The sequence below is a fragment of the Brevibacterium linens genome, assembly GCF_003999335.1.
GTDB lineage: Bacteria > Actinomycetota > Actinomycetes > Actinomycetales > Brevibacteriaceae > Brevibacterium > Brevibacterium linens.
Window position 1 is genome coordinate 1,449,484 of the sequence record NZ_CP026734.1, and the last position, 20,868, is coordinate 1,470,351.

The window sequence follows — 20,868 nt, forward strand, 5'->3', positions numbered from 1 at the left end:
GGTCACAGCCCGCCGGTGACCTTGAGTCGGATGTAGAGGTCGGCCAATGCTCCGGGAAGCTTCTCGGGCAGAGCGTGGACGCTAGCGACGCCGAGCCCGCGCAGGCGAGTCCGCAGCGATGCCGTCGCGAGCATCTCTGCCTCGGCGGCCGCAGCCGTGTAGACGTCGTCGACATCGCCGCGCTGGGCAGCCAGCGCTGACAATGCCGGATCGTCGACTCCGGCGACGACGACGCGGTGGTGAGCCGTCAGGGTCGGCAGCACGGGCAGGATGTCCTCGGCGACCGTCGCTTCGTCGAGCTGCGTGACCAGCACGACGAGCGCCTGCTGCCTGGACGTCTGCAGAACTGCTGCGGCGATCGATTCCCAGTTCGCGTCGTAGAGCTCCGGATGCACCGGCGTCAGAGCCACCGACAGGTCATGGACCGGATCGTGGGCGCGATGGCTCGATGCGGCTGCACGCACCCGGGCATCGGCGACGATGACATCGACCCGGTCTCCGGCGCCGGTGGCCAGAGCCGTCAGCAGCAGCGATGCTTCCAAAGCGGCGTCGAAGACCGTGCCCTCGCCACAGCGACGGGCGGCGAAACGGGAGGAATCGATGACGATGACGACGCGTCGATCCTTCTCCGGTCGCCAGGTCTTGACCACGAGGTCCTGAGCGCGAGCACTGGCCCGCCAATCGATGGACCGGACATCGTCACCGTCGACATAGTCGCGCAGCGAATCGAATTCGGTGCCCATTCCGCGGATCATGACCGCGGACCGTCCCTCGAGTTCGCGCAGCTTCTGGGTCTTCGACGGCAGCTCCCGCCGAGACACGAACGGCGGCAGGACCCGCACCGAGGCGGGAACATCGATGCTCTTCTGCCGGTGGATCAGTCCGAGCACACTGCGGCTGCGCACCGTCACCAGATCGCCGGGCAGTGCACCTCGTCTCGTCGGCTCCAGCTCGGTGGTCACCTCTGCCGACTCACCGGGTTCGAGCACATGGTGGGAGCGGGTCGCGACGGCCCCGGCACTCGGCGCCCAGGCGTCGCGGACGTGGAGGCGCAGGCGGCGGTTCGTCCCATTGATCAGGGTCAGAGTGCAGTGGGTGCCATCGCCGAGGCGGACCATCGGTCCCGGGGTGCGCTGGAGTTCCAAGCCGTGGATCCGGGGAACGAGGAAGAAGTCGAGGACCGCGGCCAGAACGATCACCCCGGCCACGATCGATGCCGTCGGCCATGTGGGCACCAGCATCACGGGCACGAGGCCGGCGACAGCGAGCAGGAACAGGCGAGGTGTCATTCAGCGGGGCACTTCGGTGGTGGCGATGATCGAATCGAGCACCTGACCGACGTCCAGACCGTCCATCTGCGCCTCGGGGCGCAGAATCACCCGGTGCGACAGCGACATATGGGCCAGGGCCTTGACATCATCGGGGGTGACATAGTGCCTGCCGCTCAGCCACGCATGCGCCCGGGCGGCGCCGAGCATCCTCGTCGCTCCACGGGGCGAGACTCCCAGTGCCAGAGACGGGGTCTGGCGGGTGGCTCGGGCGAGATCGACGATATAGGTGATGATCTGCGGGGCGATGTAGATCGTGGCAATCGCGTCGCGAGCCCGGGCGATGAGGTCGGCGTTTGCGACCGGGCGCAGACCCGCCGCTGTCAGGGACCCGGCATCGAAGCCCCTGGCATGACGGTCGAGGATCTCGAATTCGTGATCCCGCTCGGGCAGGTCGAGGACGAGTTTGAACAGGAACCGGTCGAGCTGGGCCTCCGGGAGCGGATAGGTGCCTTCGTATTCGACGGGATTCTGTGTGGCCGCGACGAGGAACGGTTCGGGCAGCTTCCGGGAGCGGCCGCCGACGGACACCTGATGTTCCTCCATCGCCTCGAGCAGAGCCGATTGGGTCTTCGGCGGAGTGCGGTTGATCTCATCGGCGATGAGGATGTTCGTGAACACCGGGCCGGGCCGGAATGAGAAGTCGGAGGCGGACGCGTCGTAGACCAACGACCCGGTGACATCGCTGGGCATGAGGTCGGGCGTGAACTGCACACGCGAGCTGTCCAGGCTGACCGCGGCGGCGAAGCTGCGCACGAGCAGGGTCTTCGCCACTCCGGGAACCCCCTCGAGAAGCACATGCCCGCGGCACAGCAGCGCGATGAGCATCCCCGTCACTGCCTGGTCCTGGCCGACGACGGCCTTGGCGATCTCGGCGCGGACACCGGTGAACGCCTCCCGGACCGGGTCCGGCTCCGCCGGCGGGGTCTGCGCGTGGTCGACGGCCGGAGTCTGCTGCGCGATCGGTTCCTGAGGCTGTTCGGTCATGGGATCTCACTTTCGATCTGGGTGAGCTGATGGACGAGGTCGGTGAGTTCGGCGTCGGTGTGCGCCGACGCGGAGACGAAGACGTGGTGGAGTCGGCCCGGGTCGGCTCCCGTGGCGGCTGCGATACGGCCGAGGATGTCAGGGGTGCGGGCATCGGGGCCGAGGCTCAGCCGTCGGCCGATGCGCAGCAGCGCACCGGTCCGCAGAGTGTGCAGAGCCCCGTCCCGATCGTGACTGCGAGAGCTCAGCGCGGCCCGGCCGTGCACGGTCTCGACAGCGGGCACGATGACCGGCAGGTGCTCGAGGGCCAGCGGTCCGAATCGGCGCCCGATGACGAGCAGAAGGACGACCAGGCAGGGCACCAGCCACAGGACTCCGGCGAGGAACCAGCCGGGCACGAAATCGATCGTCGACGGAGGTGTCTGCTGCTGACCGGAGCCTCCGAAGGTCGGATAATATACGACGAGGTTCTGCGTCTGGGACAGCTGCGAGAGCACGAGGGAGGCGTTGCCCTCGTCGTCGATGTGCTCGTTGGTCACCCAATTGCGATTGCCGAGCACGGTCAGCGGCGCGGAACTGCCGGTATCGGTGACGAACTGTCCGCGCGCGGACCCGGGGGCCACCTCGGCGCCGTCGATCTCATCGACCCCGGGACCGGTGAACGGGTAGCAGGCGGTGATCCCGTCGGTGCCCTTCGTCGTCTCCGCGTACTCGGTCTCGCCAGTGGTCACGGCACCGGCGCTGCGGGCCGGCGGAGAGTCGCAGGCCGCCGGGGACGTGGCATCCGGGTTCGCCAGCGGGCTGAGATTGTCGTTGACGGTGATCCGGTCGGTGAACTCCGAGATCGTCGGACCCGGGTCGACGAGGACGAGCCGGTTGTCGTGGGTGCGCAGGGCGTATTGGAGGCCGTCGATGTCTCCGGGCGACAGGGCAGCGGTGTTCGTGGGAATGAGCAGGGTGGTGTCGGGGCGGGCCGCGGCCGTGCGGGCCTGCTCCTGATCCTCGGTGGTGGTGACATCGACCTCATGGTCGCGCAGGGTCTCGACGAGGGCCTTCATGCCGGTGCGCTCCGTCGAGTCGTAGTGCAGGGGCTCTGCGGACTCGTCATCACCGGTCAGCAGCACGAGCGCGATGACGGTGATGAGGATGACGAAGGCCGCGACGATCCACACCGAAGCCGAACGCAGTCGAGCACGCAGCGGGATCCGCACGGTCGAGCGCGTGCCACGGGCGGCGACGTCCAACTGTGCGCTCATGCCGGTGCCTCCTGCCGGCCTGCGTCCTGCCGGCCTGCGTCCTGGCGGTGGCGGATCGGCAGGGCGCTCAGCCTCCGGTCGAGTGCGCACAGATCCGCAAAGACCTCGTCGAGGCGGCGGTTCGCACGGGCCTGCCTCGCGGTCGCCTCTCCGTAGCGGAGGTCGTTGAAGACCTCGGCCACCCCATGGACGGCGGGACCGTGTTCGGGCAGGGCCGCCTCGGCGGAGCGGGCGATCTCACTCGCAGTGGCAGAGGACTCGAGCGAGACGATCTGTTTGAGAGACAGGACCGCGAAGATCGCACGGGATTCATCGATGACCGCGGTCTCGAAGTCCCCGCTGCGGGCGGCCCGGGCCGCGCTCTCGCGCCACGGGCCCGGTTCAGGGTGGGCCACGACCGGATCGAATGCTGACAGCGGGACGCCGACACGACGGAATCCTGCCCGACGAACGCGCCAGACGATTCCGGCGATGATCACGGCGAGTGCGAGGACGACGACGATGAGCAGCCAAGGAGAGTTCGCGCCGAGGGCGGCACCGACGAGCGAATCCCACAGGGAGGCAAGCCAGCGGCCGATCTGCTCCAAGGGAGTGAGGTCATTGGCAGCGTATTCGGACTTCGACAGCTCGCGCTCGACCCATTCGCGACCGGTGTCGCGGTCGATGCTCGCCGCGGCGACGGGGGAGAGGATCATCGGTCCTCCTCTGCTCGGATGAGGACGAGGTCGAGTCCCTCTGAACGCATCTGCTGGTCGAAGAAGCAGACCGTGACCAGGCAGGCGAAATAGCCGAAGAGGACGGCTGAGGAGATGAGCGTGAGTCCGAGCAGAAGACCGACGGAGACGATTGCGATGGCCGTCTGCGCCGTCGTGGACTCGGTGGTCGTCGACATCCCGACGCCCAGGGCCAGCGAAATGATGAAGACGATCGGGGTGATGATGAGCTGGACGAGCTGGTTGGACAGGAAGTATCCGAGCGCGAGCTGGCCGAGCATCCGCCAGAAGCCGCGCCCGGTCAGCCTCCATGAGCGTCGGAGGCCGGCGCGGACGCTCAGATCCTCCACCGCGATCGCCGAACCGAGGAACGCCAGTCGCAGGTTGATCCAGATGAGCGCGACGAACCACAGCAGTGCGGCCACGGCGGCCCAGACGAAGGCGAGGATCGCCGAATCGGCGCTGGCGAACAGCAGAGTCGGAGCGGTGAGGGCAAGTAGCAGGCCGAGGTTGATTCCGCTCATGAGCAGCGTGGCCAGGACGAGGCGCCAGCGTCGACCGGACAGAGACCTCCACGCCGTCGACAGGGCGGTTCGGCGGGCGCCGAAGGAGGCACGGGTGCCCGTCGCGATGAGTCCGGAGAGCAGATGGGCCAATCCGAGGCTGAGCAGGCTCAGCGCCACCGACCCCAATTGGGCCACGGCGATGAAGCCGGAGACGGCATCGTCATTGCCGGTGAGGTCGGTGAAGAACGGCAGGAACTGGACGGCGATGACGGCACCGATCGCGGTGAGCAACAGGCTCCAGAGGGAGAAGACGATGAGGGAGGAGCCGACGGACAGTGTCGGGATGAAACGCAGCAGGCGGAAGCCGGAGTCCAAGGCCTCGATGAAGGTCAGCGGCCGTTTGGGCAGGAGCCCGCGCGGTGGAGGCGGCTGCCAGCCGCGTGAGGGCGGGGACGGTGAACGTCGTTGCCACCGGCCGGTGTGCCAGTCGACCTCCGAAGTCCATGCATTCGTCTGTCCCATCACGCCAATCCTGCCATGATTCGCCGGCGAGTGCCGAGAGGTCTCCCTGTCCCAATGGGTACGCGTCGACCCCGTCGATCAGTGCCGTCGGGAGCCGGTCGGGTCCCTGTCCGGGTCTCTGCCCGGGGTCGTGGCCGAAGCATCGGCGATCGCTGTCATCGGATGCGGTGCGTGAGGTCGTCGACAACGCCCGATAGGCTGGGAGTGTCGAGAACCGAAGAACACGCGAACATAAGGGACAATGGGAGCATGAACGCTCGAATCCTCGTAGTTGATGATGACACGGCTTTGGCCGAGATGATCGGAATTGTGCTCAAAAGCGAAGGCTTCGAGCCCTTCTTCTGCGCCACCGGAGACCAGGCCTTCGAAGAATTCCAGAAGGTCAATCCGGACCTCGTGCTCCTCGACCTGATGCTGCCCGGCAAGGACGGACTCGAAGTCTGCCGGGAGATCCGCGAGGTCTCGTCGGTGCCGATCATCATGCTCACGGCGAAGTCCGACACCGTCGACGTCGTCCTCGGCCTCGAATCCGGTGCCGATGACTATGTGCCGAAGCCGTTCAAGCCCAAGGAGCTCATCGCCCGCGTCCGGGCTCGGCTGCGGATCTCCGAACCGCAGGCTCCCGAGCTGCTGACCGTCGGCGATGTCGTCGTCGACGTCGCCGGTCACACGGTGACCAAGGGAGGATCGCCGGTGTCGCTGACTCCACTCGAATTCGACCTCCTCGTCGCTCTGGCACGCAAGCCGTGGCAGGTGTTCTCCCGCGAGACCCTGCTGGAAGAGGTGTGGGGCTACCGTCATGCCGCCGACACCCGGCTGGTCAATGTCCACGTGCAGCGTCTGCGGTCGAAGATCGAGCGCGATCCGGAGAAGCCGGACATCATCGTCACCGTCCGCGGCGTCGGCTATAAGGCCGGCCGAGCCGCGTGACTTCCGAGTCGGCCGCGGACGGACCCGTCCGCACTGCGGCCTCGGCGCTGAAGACGTTCTGGAATTTCATCCTCCGATCGTTCAGCCACTCCCTGCAGGTCCGCATCGTCGTGCTCACGATCGTGCTCACTTCGGTGGCGATCTTCGGTGTCGGCACCTACATGTCCCAGCAGATCGCCCGGGGTCTCTTCGACACCCGCCTGGATTCCCTGTCCTCACAGACACGGTCGATCCTGGCCGAGCTGCGCTCACTGGCACCGGTCGACGGCCAGGCGATCACTCAGGACATGCTGAGCTCGCAGCTGTCATCGATCTACAACCGGTCGGCGGGGTCCGTGTATTCGCTGACCCTGCAGCCGACGGATCCGAACACCTCATTCTCGACGATCACGGCCGGTGGGGCGAACGAAGACGGAGAGGCACCGCAGGTGCCCATCACCGATGAGCTCCGCGAGGCCATCGGCAAAGCTCCGGCCGATGACAAGCTCTACCAGTCGGTGAGCCTGCCCGACGGCACGGGACCGGGGCTGCTCATCACTCAGGAGCTGCAGATTCCGGGTGCCGGCCAGTTCCAGCTGTACTACCTCGGCGATCTCAGCGAACAGCAGGACACGCTCAACTTCGTGCAGCGGTCCATGTTCGTCGCCGCACTCGTCCTCGTCGTCCTCGTCGGTGCCGTCGCCTGGATCGTCACTCGGCTGGTCGTCACCCCGGTGCGCACCGGCGCCGAGGTGGCCAGGCTCATTGCCGATGGTGACCTGGACGAACGCATGCCCGTGCACGGCAACGACGAGATCGCCGTCCTCGGTGAGAGCTTCAACGATGTGGCCGACACCCTCCAGCACCAGATCGAGCAGATGGAGCGGCTGTCGGTGCTGCAGCGGCAGTTCGTCTCCGACGTCTCCCACGAGCTGCGGACACCGCTGACGACGATCCGTGCCGCCGCGGATCTCATCTATGATTCCCGCGACGACCTCGACTCCGTCACCGCGCGCAGTGCGGAACTGCTGAACTCGCAGGCCGAGCGCTTCGACAGCCTGCTCTCCGATCTGCTGGAGATCTCCCGCTACGATGCCGGTGCCGCAGCACTCGTGCCCAAACCCGTCGATATCGGCGCGATCGTGACCTCCGTGATCGAGACCGTGTCGATGGTGGCCGAACAGATGGAGACCGCCATCGTCGTCCACGCACCGTCGTCGCCGGTCATGGCCGAGGTCGATCGGGTGCGCATCACCCGGATCGTGCGCAACCTCGTCGTCAACGCCATCGAACACGGTGAGAGCAACCCCGTGGACGTCTATGTCGCCTCCAACGCCGAGGCGGTGGCCGTGAGTGTGCGCGACCACGGAGTCGGCATGAACGAAGAACAGGTCGAGCACGTCTTCGACCGGTTCTGGCGGGCTGATCCGGCACGCAAGCGCACCCTCGGCGGATCGGGTCTGGGTCTGGCGATCTCGCTCGAGGATGCCCACCTGCACCACGGCTGGCTGCAGGTCTGGGGCAAACCGAGCGAGGGCTCGTGCTTCCGACTGACGATTCCCCGTCGCCCCGATCAGGAGATCACCTCCTCGCCGCTGCCCCTGCCGCCTCGCGATGCGCAGATCCGCGGGTCCGCACTTGTGGCGGGACCACTGTCCTCGGACGGTTCCGTCCGCATCCAGACCGGATCGATCCCGATCGTCGTCGAAACCGAGCCGGAGATGCTCGACGCCGATCATGACAGCCCCGCCGAGGCGGATTCGCAGTCCGCATCGCATCAGGAGACCACGCGAACCGCCGAGCCGGGTACGGCCGACGCGAGTACCGACGAGCCGGGTACGGCCGACGTGGGCGAGCGGTCCGTGGACATCGGCGAAGCCGACCTGGGCGAAGACAGTGTCAACGACAGCAGAGGAGGACGCTCATGACTCGCTCGATGCCCAGGAGCTCCCGGCTGAAGACCATGCTGGTCTCCGTCTTCACGGTCCTGGCTCTCGTCGGCTGCTCGTCGATCCCGACCTCATCACCTGTCGGCCATATCGAAGATGACTCGGGCGATGCGGGGGCGAACAACGCCCGGATCCCCGACGGGCCCGAACCCGGCGACAGCCCATCGGACATCGTGCGCGGCTTCCTCCGGGCAGGAGCGGGCACCGGCAACAACTTCTCCGTGGCCCGGTCGTTCCTCACCGAAGGCGAGGCTCAGAAATGGAGTCCGCAGGAATCAGTGTCGGTGCTGCCCAACGGCACGGATCTCGACTCGTTGAACGTCGGGACCACCTCCGACCAGAAGTCGATGAGTCTCTCGGCTCCGGTCGTCGGTCTCGTCGATTCCTCCGGCGTCTACAACTCGACCAAACCGGGCACGCAGTCCACCCTGGAGTTCTCGCTGCGGCAGGAGAACGGGGAGTGGAGGATCTCCTCGGCGCCGGACGGGCTGCTCATCAGCCAGGCCGACTTCCGGACGATCTTCCTCAACTATTCGCTGCAGTTCTTCACGTCCGACTATTCGTATCTCGTCCCTGACTCCCGTTGGTTCCTCCGGTCCTCCTCGACCCCGACAGTGCTGATCAACGAGCTGCTCAGCGGTCCTGCGCCCTACCTCTCGGGGGCGGTGATCACCGCGATCCCCGATGGTGCGAAGCTCGGCGACTCGAACGTGGTCACGATCGAGAACGGCGTTGCCCATGTGGCCTTGGGGGCGCAGAATCCGGCTCCGTCCGACCGCGAGAAGGGGCTGATCCGTCAGCAGATCGCCACCACTCTGCAGGTCATTCCCTCGATCTCGGCGGTCGAACTGAGCATCGGCGGACAGACGATTCCGTCCAGCATGCAGCCGCGGACCGACACCTCGGTCCAGGTGGACGGTCCGCCCGTGGTTCTCGCCGACGACCACCTCTCCCGAGTCTCGGGAACGACCGTCGCCAAGGTCGAGAACAGTCCCAACCTGAAGTCGGCGAAGGCCAGCGACCCCGCGGTGTCATTGGATGACTCCCTCTACGTGTATCTGGCCGATGACGGCGAACAGCTGATGCGGTTGAAGTCCGATGCCGTCGACGCCACCCCGATCCTCAAGGGCACGAAGCTCGTGCGCCCCAGCATCGACCGCTTCAACACGACCTGGACGGGTGAGGCGGAGAACAAAGGCGAACTCACAGCCGTCGGTCGCGACGGCAAGACCTTCACCGTGGCCGCCGATTTCCTCAACGGACGACGGCTCGTCGATATCGAGGTCTCCCGCGACGGAACCCGTGTCGCTCTGCTCAGTCGGCACAAGGGTGAGCCGGACCGTGTCGATGTGGTCGGCGTGCCCAGGGACAAGGCAGGCAATCCATCCGGCCATGTCTCCGAGACACCGATCGAAGTGGGCGCGAACTTCGACGAGGTCAAGGACGTCTCCTGGTCAGGATCGACGAATCTCGTGGCTCTGGCCGCCGAGGAAGGCGAAACCGCGCAACCGTTCCGCATCGGAGTCACCGGGCCTGCAGAGCAGCTCGGCGAGGTGTCGGGCGGAAGCCGCATCGCCGGCGGAGCGGACGGACGGTCGATACTCGTCACCGGTTCGGACGGTGCGCTGTACAGCTACAACTCGAACGCGTGGCAAAAGCTCGTCGACGTCACCGCCAAGGATCCCTCGTATCCCGGCTGACTCGAAGGGCGGTGCGGAGTTCGCCCGGAGGGCAGCTGACAGCCGACTCGTGGGGGCCGGCATGGAGTAGATTGCTCCCATGGGTCTGCTCGGGGAGTTCGGCGAACTGCTCCTGCCTCGCCGGTGCGCCGGATGCGGGCGGGAGAACGTCTCGCTGTGCACCCGCTGTCTGCGGCTGCTCGGCGGGATCCCGCGGGCGATGGAACCGCGCTACGGCACGATCCCGATCGTCGGGGTCTGCGAATACAACTCGCAGATCTCGAAGATGGTCGTCGGGTACAAGGACGAGGGACGTCGGGACATCCTCGATCCCTTGGCCCTGGCGCTGACTCGGTCGATCGTCGCTGCCCTCGATCTCATCGGCTACTCGGGTGGTGCGATCCGACTCTTTCCGGCACCGAGCTCGGATCGGGCCAGACGTCGTCGGGGCGGATCGCATACAGCGGCGCTGGCGAATCGGGCCAAGGAACTGTCACCGGAGCTGCCTCTGGAAGTCCACGATGTGCTCGCGGCGAAGCGTTCGCGTGACCAGGTCGGACTAGGGGCGATCGAACGGGCTCGGAATGCGGAGCGGACGCAGTATCTCAACCGCAGGAGAATCGCTGAGATCCCGGAGATGCGTTGCGTATCGGGTGCCGGATCCGCGCCTGCTGATCTGCTCATCGATGACTTCTCCACCACCGGCGCAACCTTGGCAGAAAGCGCACGTCTGCTAACATCGGTGCAGATCAGACCCGCTGCAGGAGCTGTTCTCGGGCTCGGTCGCGGGGGCACTCGATTTGTCTCTCCCTTTACTGTATAACGGTGTTTACCCATCCAAGGGCATGGGATCGGATGAATCCGACGAGCGAGTCGCTAAGGACACATCATGGATATTGTTGTCAACGGCCGTCAACTGACCATCTCCGACAGCTTTCGGGCCCACATCGAGGACAAGATCGCCAAGGTCGAGCAGCTTGCCCCTCGCGCTCAGCGTGTCGAAGTGCATGTCACTCACGAGAAGAACTCCCGCCAACCCGAGACGAGCGAGCGAGTCGAGCTCACGGTTGTGGCGAAGGGGCCGGCAATTCGGGCAGAGGCCATGGCAAGCGACAAATATGCGGCACTCGATCTGGCGTGGGCGAAGCTCGTCGAACGTCTGCGGCGAGCGAGGGACCGGCACAAAGTGCCGCGATCGGGTCATCACCGCAAGGAATCCACTGCGGAGGCACTGGCGAAGATGCCGGTGGTTGAGCCGCTGATCCCCGATGCGGATGCCGATGATGCGAAACGTGATGAGGACCGCGGCGTCGATCAGACGAACGGCCGCATCAAGGCCGAAGGCGATTCGCCGGTCGTGTTGCGTGAGAAGTCCTTCACCGCCTCACCGATCGGCATCGAGGAGGCGCTGAATCGGATGGAACTCGTCGGACACGACTTCTATCTGTTCATCGACGAGGAGTCGAGCAAACCCTCCGTCGTCTACCGCCGCAAGGGCTGGAGCTACGGAGTCATCGCCCTCGACCACGAACTCGAAGAAGCCATCGACTGACCCAATTGCTACCTGACGGCGGCCCAGCAACCTCGCGCGAGGTTGCTGGGCCGCCGTCAGGTAGCAATTGGGGGATAGCGTGGGGGTATGCAGAGGATGACACGGGCCGCGGCCCGCAGGACGGCGATCGCGGCGACAGGACTGGACCGACCACGACCGGCCAAGGTCACCGCCCGACACCTCAAGAATGTCTTCGCCACCCTGGGGCTGACCCAGATCGACTCGGTCGCCCGTGTCGTCCGATCCCACTATCTGCCGTACTTCTCCCGCCTGGGCACCTATCCGCGGGAGACCCTGGACCGGCTCTTCTACACTTCGCCGCGCATGGGCGTCGAGTATTGGGCCCACGCTGCGGCCTTCGTGCCCCCGCAGACGTGGAAGCACTTCGCCCGCGCCCACAGCGAATGGTGGCGCAACGACTTCGGACAGCGCCACCCGGAGACCGGTGAGGAATTCCGAAACCTCCAAGCCCGCGTCCTTGCTGCCCTGTCCGCCCGGCCGATGTCGGCGCGGGAAGTCGCCGAGGTGGTCGACCACGATCTGCCGGAGATCCACCGCGGCCATTGGGGTTGGAATCCCAGCCAGGTGAAAGTCGCCCTCGAAGCGCTGTTCGCCGGAGGCATCATCAGCGTCGCCGGACGCAATGACCACTTCGAACGCATCTATGCCCTGACCCGCGATGTCGCACCCGAGCTGCCGCAGCTGCCTCTGACCTACGGGCCTCCGGACGATCCTGCGCTGGGACTGGACCCGAATGCGCAGCTTCCACGCGGAATCTCCGGGGTGGAGAACGATGTCGTCGGACTCACCCGCATCGCGGCACGTGCCCTGGGCATCTCCCGTCCCGAGGACATCGCCGACTACTTTCGGCAGCGGCGTGCACCGACCGACGTCGCCATCAGCGAACTCATCGACTCCGGTGAGCTGCGAGAAGTCGACGTCGAAGGTGTCCCCGCGCTGAAGTGGCACGAGGCACGGACCCCACGCACCGTGAACGCTCGAGCACTGCTGGCACCGTTCGACCCCTTGGTCTTCTACCGACCGCGCATCGAATGGCTCTTCGACTTCCACTACCGCATCGAGATCTACACCCCGGCGGCCAAACGCGTCCACGGGTACTACGTCACTCCGTTCCTCCTCGGCGATCGGCTCGTCGGGCGAGTCGATCTGCACCGGGACCGCGCGGCAGGAATCTTGCGCGCTCACCAGGTGACATGGGAGCCGGGGGAGGAGCACACCGCGGAGCTCGCCGACGAGCTCATGACGATGGCCGCATGGCTGGGCCTGACCGCCGTGGACCTCGAAGGTACTCACCTGCCATTAAGCTAGGGGCTATACAGTCGTTCGAGTCGTTGTCCGGCAGACATGCCGATTAGGAGAAAAGTGGCTAATTTCCTCGAGAAGCTTCTGCGCACAGGTGAAGGCAGAACTCTGAAGAAGCTCCGCCGATACACGGATGCCATCAACCAGCTGTCTGATGAGTTCAGCGAGATGACCGACACCGAACTGCGTGAGGAAACCGGCCGGTTCAAGGAACGCTACAAGGACGGTGAGAGCCTCGACTCTCTGCTGCCCGAAGCCTTCGCCACCGTGCGCGAAGCCTCGGGCCGGACCTTGGGCATGCGACACTTCGACGTTCAGCTCATGGGCGGCGCCGCTCTGCACCTGGGCAACATCGCCGAGATGAAGACCGGTGAGGGCAAGACCCTCGTCGCCACGGCCCCGGCCTACCTCAACGCTCTCACCGGCAATCCGGTCCACATCATCACGGTCAACGACTATCTGGCCACCTATCAGTCAGAGCTGATGGGCCGTGTGTTCCGTTTCCTCGGCATGGAGACCGGCTGCATTCAGGCGAACATGCCTTCGGATCTGCGCCGCAAACAGTACGCTGCCGACATCACATACGGCACGAACAACGAATTCGGCTTCGACTACCTGCGCGATAACATGGCGTGGTCTGCCGACGAACTGGTCCAGCGCGGACATGCGTTCGCCATCGTCGATGAGGTCGACTCGATCCTCATCGACGAGGCCCGTACCCCGCTCATCATCTCCGGTCCCGCCGAAGGCGATGTGAACCGTTGGTACGGCGAATTCGCCAAGGTCGTCAAGCGCCTGAAGACCGACCGCGACTACGAAGTCGATGAGAAGAAGCGCACCGTCGGTATCCTCGAACCCGGTATCGAACGCGTCGAGGACTATCTGGGCATCGGGAATCTCTACGACGCGGAGAACACCCCGCTCATCAGCTTCCTCAACAACTCCATCCGCGCCAAGGAGCTGTTCAAGAAGGACAAGGACTACGTCGTCCTCGACGGCGAAGTCCTCATCGTCGACGAACACACCGGTCGTGTGCTCAAGGGCCGCCGCTACAACGAGGGCCTGCACCAGGCCATCGAGGCGAAGGAAGGGGTGAAGGTCCAGGCCGAGAACCAGACCCTGGCAACGATCACCCTGCAGAACTTCTTCCGTCTCTACGAGAAGCTCTCCGGAATGACCGGTACGGCCGAGACCGAGGCCGCGGAGTTCATGTCCACCTACAAGCTCGGCGTCGTCCCGATTCCGACGAACAAGCCGATGCAGCGCGTCGACCAGTCCGACTTCGTCTACAAGAACGAGGTTGCGAAGTTCGACGCTGTCGTCGACGACATCGTCGAACGCCACGAGACCGGACAGCCCGTGCTCGTCGGCACGACGAGCGTCGAGAAGAGCGAATACCTGTCGAAGAATCTGGCCAAACGCGGCGTCAAGCACGAGGTCCTCAACGCGAAGAACCACGCCCGTGAGGCGTCGATCGTGGCGATGGCCGGACGCAAGAACGCCGTCACGGTGGCCACGAACATGGCCGGACGCGGTACGGACATCATGCTCGGCGGCAACGCCGAATTCCTCGCGGTCGCGGAGATGGAACGTCGCGGCCTTGACCCGGCCGAGAACGAGGACCAGTACGAGGCCGAATGGCCGGAGGTGCTCAAGGCCGCCGAGGACAAGGTCAAGGAAGAGGCCGAAGAGGTCGTCGAACTGGGCGGACTCTACGTACTCGGCACCGAACGCCACGAGTCCCGCCGCATCGACAATCAGCTGCGCGGCCGTTCCGGCCGTCAGGGTGACCCCGGTGAATCCCGGTTCTACCTGTCGCTGACCGATGATCTCATGCGCCTGTTCGGTTCGGGAGCCGCCGAACGGATCATGGCGACGGCGAACGTGCCCGACGATGTGCCGCTGGAATCGAAGATGGTCTCACGTGCCATCCTCTCGGCGCAGTCGCAGATCGAGCAGCGCAATGCCGAACAGCGCAAGAACGTGCTCAAATACGACGATGTGCTCAACCGTCAGCGCACCGTGATCTACGACGAGCGCCGCCGGGTCCTCGACGGGGCCGACCTCGAGGAGCAGGTCGCGAACTTCCGCGAAGAAGTCATCGACGCCTACGTCGCCCAAGCGACGACGGGACCGGTCGAAGACTGGCAGATCGACGAGCTCTTCGACGCCCTCGGAAAGATCTACTCACCGTCGATCTCATCCGACGATCTCGCCGAGGAACTCGGCGGACTCGGCAACCTCACGAAGAACCGTCTCAATCAGGAGATCCAGTCCGACCTCGCCCTGTTCTATTCGCAGCGCGAAGAGGAGCTCGGAGAGGATGCCACCCGCGAACTCGAACGCCGCGTCGTCCTCTCCGTCATCGACAAGCGCTGGCGCGAACACCTCTACGAGATGGACTATCTCAAGAACGGCATCGGGCTGCGCGCCATGGCCCAGAAGGATCCGCTGGTCGAATACCAGCGGGAGGGCTTCGAGATGTTCACCACCATGCAGGACGGGATCAAGGAGGACGTCGTTCGCCTGACCAACACGCTGCAGGTTCAGGTGACGACATCGGCCGGTTCCGACGATGCCGAACCCGAGGTCGAGGTCGACGCCGAGGAGCTGCGTCACACGACTCCGAAGATGCAGCTGTCGGCTCCGTCCGAGACCGGTTCGGCCGCGGTCTCCGAAACCGACGACGAGGAACCGGCTGCGGCCAACCGCGCCGAACGTCGTGCGAAGAAGAAGGCCAAGAGCTGACACCGGGCCCTCAGCGGCTCACATCGTCTGCAGCGCAGTCAGCGTCCACCGGGTGGTGAGCAGTTCCAAACGGACTGCCACCGCCCGGACGCGATTTGCGGCGGCGACGATGACCGTGACCTCGGCTATCTCGGGGCTGATCTGGCAGACGTGCGCTGTCCCCGGCTTCACCGTACGAGCGCCGGGCACGGCCGCCCGGTGCGGCGCCACCTCGGCGCGCAGCTGACATCGGTGATCGATCTTCGCCAGCAGCTCCGGTTCGACCCAGCGGGCGATCGTCTCGCTGCGTCTGACCCCGGAGAGGACCTCGAGGCAGGCAACCGCCAACGAGGTGGCCGTGGCCGCGATCCTCGCCCGGTCGTCTGCGATGTCCTGCCCCCGGGTGTGCCTGCCGACCCGGCGAGGGGACTGCGCCGTGGAGCGCGGTGTGACCTGTCGCCGAGGCGGTGCCGAAGCCTGAGGTCGGGTGAGGGTGAGCGGGGCGGTCATGTCCGGATCTCCAATCTCTGACCGGCAATGATGAGGCTCGGATCAGGGCCGATGGTGTCTTCGTTGGCGGTATAGATGTCAGTGACGAGTCGAGGGATCTCTGCAGTTGTGTCGGTCAGGTCCGCAGCGATCGACCACAGGCTCTCGCCGTGGGTCACAATATGCGTGGCGGCTGCCGAATCCGCAGGAACAGAGGAATCGTCTTTCTCGCCCGGCGGTGATGGAGGTCCATCGTCCGGAGGCGGCTCGGCAGGCCAACCGGGGTCGGGGAGGTGTGCGCGATCGGGCGCTCGTCGGTGATCCGGCGATTCGGATTCCTCTGGTGGGTCCTCGACGCCGGACCTCTCCCCACTGTCAGCGGGGGTCGGCGACCGAGTATCCGAGTCGACCGTCGGCCATCCGGGATCGGCAGGGGCGGACGAAGCGTTCGCCGACGATGTGGGTCCGGGCCCAGGGTCTGTGACCTGTGCTGCGTGAGTCGAGTGGACGGCCAGGCCGGCGGACACGATGGCAAGAACGCTCGACGCGAGTATCCGCGGCATCGCCGTGACGACCACTCCCGCCAGTGCTGACCGGACGCGGCCCGACGGGAGAAGGCGCAGCAGCAGCGCCAGCAGCGAGACGATGCCGATCCGCGAGAACAGGATCGCTCCAGTGCCGATGATGACGATGACGACGACGTCGCCGGTCGTGCTCGGTGGTGGCAATTGTGTCCACGCGATGAAGAAGGAACCGAGCAGAATCAGCCATGAACCCGCGCATGCAAGCAAGAGATACATCTAGACATCCTCCGTTGGATATTGAACATAATGATGCCGTTAGATGTCATTTGATGTCAATGGATCAACAGTAACTACATGACTGTAGTTCGATGAGTCGTCAATTCAAGTCTTGAAAGTGGACTACAGCTGGGGCAAGCTTGGCGACTATGGACGATCGCATCGATGCACTCCTGGCGGATATCGAAGCCGCCGACTCGGCGGCGCAGGCGCATGCCAGGAGGGGCGAATTCGGTGACGAGGTCGCCGGGCAGGCTGCCGAAAGGACTCTGCTCGAGCGGCTGCGTGGATCATTGGGATCGACGGTGCAGGTGACGATGTCCGATCGCGACATCACCGGGGCCGTGTGCTTCCTCGGCCGGGACATCGTCGTCCTCGCCGGGGCCGAGGTCTCCGCAATCGCGTTCAGTGCCGTATGCGGACTCAGGGTGACCACGCGAGTGCACCGGTTCGAAGCCGGTGGGCTGGAGCGATTGGGGATGGGCTCGGCGCTGCGACGCTGGTCAGAAGCTCATGAAGAGGTGTCGATCGACGTCGCCGGGCGCTCGGGCGGTATTCGCGGACGATGTTCCCTCGTCGCAGCCGACTATGTCGAAATCTCCGGCCGGATCATTCCCTTCGCGGCGATCAGCGCCATCCACGCCCGGACGAACCCCTTCGGATGATCGGGGCGCAATGCTGATCGGAGTCGAAGCGAGCAGGTCAGTCCTCGATGGAGCCGGTCTTGATCTGGTACTCCGTGCGCTCATACATGCGCTGGATATACGCTTCGATCTCGGACTTCTCGACCCGCCACTGGCCGCGCCCGCCGACCTTGATGGCGCGGAGATCGCCGGAACGGACCAGGGCCCGAGCCTGGGCGATCGAGACATTGAGCAGCTCGGCCACATCGGTCAGCGGCAGGAAGCGACTTTCGACGGCCATGAGGTGAATTCTCCCATTCCAGATGTCCATCTGCCACCAGATGTCCATCTGCTTGTTGGTGCATTTTGCCAAAAACCTTGCTTTGGCATCGTTTGATGCTCAATATTAGCACTGAGAAACAGTTTCTGTCAGTGGAAATTCTGCGAATGTGGAGATGCAATGGAGCTCTCGAAACGTATCCGACGCCCCCGCTGGACCGATGCTCGGCTGTTGGTCGGAGCGATGCTCGTCGTCCTGGCGGTCGTCGGCACCTACCTGCTCGTCACCTCGGCGAATTCGACCACCCGGGTCTGGGCGAGCGCACACGCACTCGTGCCCGGTGAGACCCTGAGTCCGGCCGATCTCACCGTGGCAGAGGTCAACCTCGCCGATCTCGGCGAGAAGTACCTGTCTGCCGATGCCGAGCTGCCGGCGAATACGAGCGTGCGCAGCGTCGTCGCGGCAGGAGAGCTGCTGGCCGCCTCGGCGGTGGCGCCTCTGTCCGAGCTCGACGGGCGAGTCGTGGCGATCGACATCGCCGGCTCCGTGCCGAGCGTCGTCGACTCGGGCAGCCTCGTCGACGTCTGGGCGCAACCGGAGCAGAACGGGCTCGACGACGGAACCCCGCCCGAGCAGATCGTCGATTCCGCTCCGGTCGCTCATATCAGTCGAGACGTCGGCAGCTTCGGGGCCGGTGAGGGTGCACGCATCGAAGTGTTCGTCGGCTCCGGCGATCTGCCCGGTGTCCTCGCCGCCCTCGACGGGCGCAGCGTGCTCTCCGTCGTCGGTGCCCCGTCCGTTCCCGCAGAAGACGGCGGGCAGTGATGACACAGATCCTGCTCGCCGTCGACTTCGAATACGACCTCATCCTCTTCGAGCTGCTCAGTGAGATCGACGATGTCACGATCGTCGCTCGCCCGGCCGACGAGGTGGAGCTGCTGGCCCACTGTCGCACCGGGGGCGCCGACGTCGTCATCATCGGCCGGTACTTTCCCGGACTCGATGCCGAGGTGGTCGCAGCGATCGCGGCGTCGGGGGTGAAGGTGCTCGGCTTCGGCGATGATGAGCACGCCCTCGCGGACCTCGGCATCACCACCGTCGTCGCAACGGATGCGGATGCACCCACGATGGCCGCCGCTATCGAGGACATCCGCGCCGCCACCGTGGTACCGCCGCGGCCGGCAGCGCCTCCGGGCGCCGTCGGCGGAGCAGGAGTGATCATCACGGTATGGGGGACGGGATCGTCGCCCGGACGCACCCTCACGGCCGTCAATCTTGCCGATCAGGCCTCCCGCCAGGGCAGGCGCAGCGTCGTCGTCGATGCCGACACGGTTTCGGGCATGGTCGCGTCCACGCTCGGGCTGACAGAGGAATCCTCTCACCTGGCCAGTCTCTGCCGGTCGCAGACGGACCCGTCGGGACGTGGGCACCAGCATTCGGTCCCGCATGCGGTGATCCGTGAGAACTTCCACGTTGTCACGGGGCTCACACGACCTGAGCGGTGGCCCGAGATCCGCGCCTCCGTCCTGGAGGCGGTGCTGCAGCGCTTGGCCACAGTCTACGAGGTGGTCATCGTCGACATCAGCGATCGGATCGATCCCGATGATGACCTCGCCGATCCCTTCTATGACCGGCACTGCGCCACCCGCGCCGCGCTCGAGGTCGCCGATATCGTCCTCATCCTCGCCGCCGGAGAGCCGATCGGTCTGCAGCGGCTGGTCAAACTCCTCGGCACGCCGCGGGCCGAGTCGGTGCGGGAGAAGATGAGGCTGGTGATCACGAAGGTGCGGGCGGGTGCGGTCGGACATCCTGCGGAGACGCGGATCAGAGAAGTCCTCGACCGCTTCGTCCGCATCACCCCTGACTTCCTGCTCTCGGACGACCGCTCCACCGCAGACGCCGCGATGCTCGCCGGCCATACCCTGCACGAGCAGAACCCCAGATCCGTCCTCGTCGGTGACTTGGCCGCGATGATGGACGAGCTCCTGCCTGGCCGGCGCCGCTCCCGCCGATCGCCGGGAGGCCGCGAACGTCGCGGCGCAGGTCGTCGCGGACGCACACAGAGAGCACGGGTGCGCCAGGTGGGCGGACCGCGGGACTAGGATGAGGGGCATGGCCATTCGCTGCTATATTCCCACCACCCTGACCGCGCTGCGTTCGACGCTGGCCGATGTCCGCGCCGTCGCCCCCGATGCGCAGGGGCGCAGCCTGCGCGGCGAAGAGTTCGAAACCGCCGAATTCGATGCCATGTGCATCGCCGCCGCCCTGGCCGCGAACGCGGCATTCGATCCTGCCGATACCGACGCGCCGGGTACCGAATCAACCGCCGAGGCGACTCCCGCCCGCCGTGTGGTCGTGGCCTATGACGCCCCCGAGTCGAGCCCGACCGAACCGCTGACCGACGGCTTCGATCTCATCACCGTCGCCGAGGTCGATATGGCCCGGGCAGCCAGCTTCCACCTCGACGAAGACATCGTCTGGGACGAAGCGGTGCAACGTGGGCAGGAGAGCGGCGCGGGTGCAGCCGAGGACCACCTCGGTGCCTCCGATCTGCTGTGGTATGACGCCTCGGAACTCGAACAGCTGCTCGGCGACGCGAACTGAGGCGGTCGCACCCCGAACGATTCCGAGGCCTCAGGCGATTTCGAGGCCTCAGGCGGATTCGAAGCGGTGCAGCCGGTCGCTCAGTCGCTTCTGCAGGATCGGGACCACAGCCTGTTCGATCATCGCCCCGAACATCGGGATCGACGAGCTGATCTCTGCATGTGCGGCCAGCTTCGTGACCGCCTCGTCCTCGCGCAGCTCGAGGACCGCATCGATCTCGACGGGAACGCCCGCGGCACGTGCGGTCATGCGGATCTCGGCCTCGTCGCCGAGGACATCCCCGGGAATCATGTACACCTCGACCAGCACGGTGTTCTCCGGAAGCCTGGAGGCCAGTGCCTCCGGCAGCTCGGCCTTGGGCATCGGGGTCCGCACGGTCATCTCGGTGTCGGGGTCCATGTATTCGGCACCGGCCTGGGAGCCGAGCTTCTCCCACACGCCGGGATCGGCGAGTTTCGCCAGGAATGTCGACAGATCAACCGAGTATTCATGATTGAGAGTCAGAGATCGCATAGCTCCAGTTTGCCAGCGAATGAACGGTACACCACCGTATGCGCCTCGGCGTGCCTTTCTCGATATTTGGGCATAGTGTGGGGAATGACGATTCGACGTCGAATCGCA

20 protein-coding genes are annotated in these 20,868 nt (G+C 65.5%); 11 read left to right on the forward strand and 9 right to left on the reverse strand.

Annotated features, from left to right (window positions below):
- Positions 1–2 precede the first annotated feature (2 nt).
- Genes CXR29_RS06410 through CXR29_RS06430 form a run of 5 tightly spaced genes read right to left on the reverse strand, consistent with a single transcriptional unit; the run spans position 3 to position 5,312 of the window.
- Positions 3–1,289, reverse strand: a complete 1,287-nt coding sequence (locus CXR29_RS06410) for a DUF58 domain-containing protein (protein WP_101594799.1) — start codon at positions 1,287–1,289, stop codon at positions 3–5.
- Positions 1,290–2,315: an AAA family ATPase gene (locus CXR29_RS06415; RefSeq protein ID WP_025777171.1), complete on the reverse strand. Its 1,026-nt coding sequence runs from the start codon at positions 2,313–2,315 to the stop codon at positions 1,290–1,292. It lies immediately after the preceding gene.
- The gene (locus tag CXR29_RS06420) at positions 2,312–3,571 is read right to left on the reverse strand and encodes a DUF4350 domain-containing protein (RefSeq protein ID WP_101555259.1); all 1,260 of its coding nucleotides are present in this window, start codon (positions 3,569–3,571) and stop codon (positions 2,312–2,314) included. The genes CXR29_RS06415 and CXR29_RS06420 overlap by 4 nt, the downstream gene beginning before the upstream one ends.
- Complete coding sequence (locus CXR29_RS06425; RefSeq protein WP_101555260.1) at positions 3,568–4,266, reverse strand: DUF4129 domain-containing protein; 699 nt, start codon at positions 4,264–4,266, stop codon at positions 3,568–3,570. The genes CXR29_RS06420 and CXR29_RS06425 overlap by 4 nt, the downstream gene beginning before the upstream one ends.
- Entirely contained in the window at positions 4,263–5,312 is a 1,050-nt protein-coding gene (locus CXR29_RS06430) for a DUF7847 domain-containing protein (protein WP_101555261.1), read from the reverse strand. The genes CXR29_RS06425 and CXR29_RS06430 overlap by 4 nt, the downstream gene beginning before the upstream one ends.
- 249 nt (positions 5,313–5,561) lie before the next feature.
- On the opposite strand from CXR29_RS06430, the gene mtrA reads away from it, so the two are divergent.
- The 7 genes from mtrA to secA all read left to right on the forward strand — a co-directional run bounded on the left by mtrA (position 5,562) and on the right by secA (position 15,472).
- Complete coding sequence (gene mtrA / locus CXR29_RS06435) at positions 5,562–6,242, forward strand: MtrAB system response regulator MtrA (RefSeq protein WP_025777175.1); 681 nt, start codon at positions 5,562–5,564, stop codon at positions 6,240–6,242.
- Positions 6,239–8,149, forward strand: a complete 1,911-nt coding sequence (mtrB, locus tag CXR29_RS06440; RefSeq protein ID WP_127364174.1) for an MtrAB system histidine kinase MtrB — start codon at positions 6,239–6,241, stop codon at positions 8,147–8,149. The genes mtrA and mtrB overlap by 4 nt, the downstream gene beginning before the upstream one ends.
- Complete coding sequence (locus CXR29_RS06445) at positions 8,146–9,870, forward strand: LpqB family beta-propeller domain-containing protein (RefSeq protein WP_241241622.1); 1,725 nt, start codon at positions 8,146–8,148, stop codon at positions 9,868–9,870. The genes mtrB and CXR29_RS06445 overlap by 4 nt, the downstream gene beginning before the upstream one ends.
- A 79-nt stretch (positions 9,871–9,949) precedes the next feature.
- The gene (locus tag CXR29_RS06450) at positions 9,950–10,672 is read left to right on the forward strand and encodes a ComF family protein (protein ID WP_127364175.1); all 723 of its coding nucleotides are present in this window, start codon (positions 9,950–9,952) and stop codon (positions 10,670–10,672) included.
- 66 nt (positions 10,673–10,738) lie between these two features.
- The gene (hpf, locus tag CXR29_RS06455; RefSeq protein WP_025777179.1) at positions 10,739–11,401 is read left to right on the forward strand and encodes a ribosome hibernation-promoting factor, HPF/YfiA family; all 663 of its coding nucleotides are present in this window, start codon (positions 10,739–10,741) and stop codon (positions 11,399–11,401) included.
- Between the two features lie 87 nt (positions 11,402–11,488).
- Positions 11,489–12,730 carry a winged helix-turn-helix domain-containing protein gene (locus CXR29_RS06460; protein ID WP_127364176.1) on the forward strand — a complete coding sequence of 414 codons (1,242 nt, stop codon included), beginning with the start codon at positions 11,489–11,491 and terminating at the stop codon, positions 12,728–12,730.
- A 54-nt stretch (positions 12,731–12,784) separates the two neighbouring features.
- Complete coding sequence (secA, locus tag CXR29_RS06465; protein ID WP_127364177.1) at positions 12,785–15,472, forward strand: preprotein translocase subunit SecA; 2,688 nt, start codon at positions 12,785–12,787, stop codon at positions 15,470–15,472.
- Between the two features lie 18 nt (positions 15,473–15,490).
- Here the strand turns inward: secA and CXR29_RS06470 are convergent, their stop codons facing one another.
- Both CXR29_RS06470 and CXR29_RS06475 read right to left on the reverse strand, forming a co-directional pair.
- The gene (locus CXR29_RS06470; protein ID WP_025780789.1) at positions 15,491–15,961 is read right to left on the reverse strand and encodes an Rv3235 family protein; all 471 of its coding nucleotides are present in this window, start codon (positions 15,959–15,961) and stop codon (positions 15,491–15,493) included.
- Positions 15,958–16,740, reverse strand: a complete 783-nt coding sequence (locus CXR29_RS06475) for a LysM peptidoglycan-binding domain-containing protein (RefSeq protein WP_101555266.1) — start codon at positions 16,738–16,740, stop codon at positions 15,958–15,960. The genes CXR29_RS06470 and CXR29_RS06475 overlap by 4 nt, the downstream gene beginning before the upstream one ends.
- Positions 16,741–16,889: 149 nt before the next feature.
- On the opposite strand from CXR29_RS06475, the gene CXR29_RS06480 reads away from it, so the two are divergent.
- On the forward strand, positions 16,890–17,405 hold the full coding sequence (locus CXR29_RS06480) for a hypothetical protein (RefSeq protein WP_101596233.1): 516 nt from the start codon (positions 16,890–16,892) through the stop codon (positions 17,403–17,405).
- Positions 17,406–17,442: 37 nt separating this feature from the next.
- Here CXR29_RS06480 and CXR29_RS06485 read toward each other — a convergent pair whose 3' ends face one another.
- Complete coding sequence (locus CXR29_RS06485) at positions 17,443–17,664, reverse strand: helix-turn-helix domain-containing protein (protein WP_025780784.1); 222 nt, start codon at positions 17,662–17,664, stop codon at positions 17,443–17,445.
- 159 nt (positions 17,665–17,823) lie between these two features.
- On the opposite strand from CXR29_RS06485, the gene CXR29_RS06490 reads away from it, so the two are divergent.
- The 3 genes from CXR29_RS06490 to CXR29_RS06500 are packed head-to-tail and all read left to right on the forward strand — an operon-like array spanning position 17,824 to position 20,247.
- Positions 17,824–18,468, forward strand: a complete 645-nt coding sequence (locus CXR29_RS06490) for an SAF domain-containing protein (RefSeq protein ID WP_127364178.1) — start codon at positions 17,824–17,826, stop codon at positions 18,466–18,468.
- A complete protein-coding gene (locus CXR29_RS06495; RefSeq protein ID WP_206516260.1) occupies positions 18,468–19,745 on the forward strand; it encodes a CpaE/TadZ family protein in 1,278 nt (425 codons plus the stop codon). Before CXR29_RS06490 ends, CXR29_RS06495 begins: the two co-directional genes overlap by 1 nt.
- 10 nt (positions 19,746–19,755) lie before the next feature.
- On the forward strand, positions 19,756–20,247 hold the full coding sequence (locus CXR29_RS06500; protein WP_101596235.1) for a DUF6912 family protein: 492 nt from the start codon (positions 19,756–19,758) through the stop codon (positions 20,245–20,247).
- A gap of 48 nt (positions 20,248–20,295) precedes the next feature.
- Here CXR29_RS06500 and CXR29_RS06505 read toward each other — a convergent pair whose 3' ends face one another.
- On the reverse strand, positions 20,296–20,760 hold the full coding sequence (locus CXR29_RS06505) for a DUF2505 family protein (RefSeq protein ID WP_101555269.1): 465 nt from the start codon (positions 20,758–20,760) through the stop codon (positions 20,296–20,298).
- Positions 20,761–20,868 lie beyond the last annotated feature (108 nt).

Coding starts and splice junctions, on each gene's coding strand:
- CXR29_RS06410 (WP_101594799.1), bottom strand. CDS start 1,289: ATGACACCTCGCCTGTTCCTGCTCGCTGTCGCCGGCCTCGTGCCCGTG.
- CXR29_RS06415 (WP_025777171.1), bottom strand. CDS start 2,315: ATGACCGAACAGCCTCAGGAACCGATCGCGCAGCAGACTCCGGCCGTC.
- CXR29_RS06420 (WP_101555259.1), bottom strand. CDS start 3,571: ATGAGCGCACAGTTGGACGTCGCCGCCCGTGGCACGCGCTCGACCGTG.
- CXR29_RS06425 (WP_101555260.1), bottom strand. CDS start 4,266: ATGATCCTCTCCCCCGTCGCCGCGGCGAGCATCGACCGCGACACCGGT.
- CXR29_RS06430 (WP_101555261.1), bottom strand. CDS start 5,312: ATGGGACAGACGAATGCATGGACTTCGGAGGTCGACTGGCACACCGGC.
- mtrA (WP_025777175.1), top strand. CDS start 5,562: ATGAACGCTCGAATCCTCGTAGTTGATGATGACACGGCTTTGGCCGAG.
- CXR29_RS06445 (WP_241241622.1), top strand. CDS start 8,146: ATGACTCGCTCGATGCCCAGGAGCTCCCGGCTGAAGACCATGCTGGTC.
- CXR29_RS06450 (WP_127364175.1), top strand. CDS start 9,950: ATGGGTCTGCTCGGGGAGTTCGGCGAACTGCTCCTGCCTCGCCGGTGC.
- hpf (WP_025777179.1), top strand. CDS start 10,739: ATGGATATTGTTGTCAACGGCCGTCAACTGACCATCTCCGACAGCTTT.
- CXR29_RS06460 (WP_127364176.1), top strand. CDS start 11,489: ATGCAGAGGATGACACGGGCCGCGGCCCGCAGGACGGCGATCGCGGCG.
- CXR29_RS06470 (WP_025780789.1), bottom strand. CDS start 15,961: ATGACCGCCCCGCTCACCCTCACCCGACCTCAGGCTTCGGCACCGCCT.
- CXR29_RS06475 (WP_101555266.1), bottom strand. CDS start 16,740: ATGTATCTCTTGCTTGCATGCGCGGGTTCATGGCTGATTCTGCTCGGT.
- CXR29_RS06480 (WP_101596233.1), top strand. CDS start 16,890: ATGGACGATCGCATCGATGCACTCCTGGCGGATATCGAAGCCGCCGAC.
- CXR29_RS06485 (WP_025780784.1), bottom strand. CDS start 17,664: ATGGCCGTCGAAAGTCGCTTCCTGCCGCTGACCGATGTGGCCGAGCTG.
- CXR29_RS06490 (WP_127364178.1), top strand. CDS start 17,824: ATGGAGCTCTCGAAACGTATCCGACGCCCCCGCTGGACCGATGCTCGG.
- CXR29_RS06495 (WP_206516260.1), top strand. CDS start 18,468: ATGACACAGATCCTGCTCGCCGTCGACTTCGAATACGACCTCATCCTC.
- CXR29_RS06500 (WP_101596235.1), top strand. CDS start 19,756: ATGGCCATTCGCTGCTATATTCCCACCACCCTGACCGCGCTGCGTTCG.
- CXR29_RS06505 (WP_101555269.1), bottom strand. CDS start 20,760: ATGCGATCTCTGACTCTCAATCATGAATACTCGGTTGATCTGTCGACA.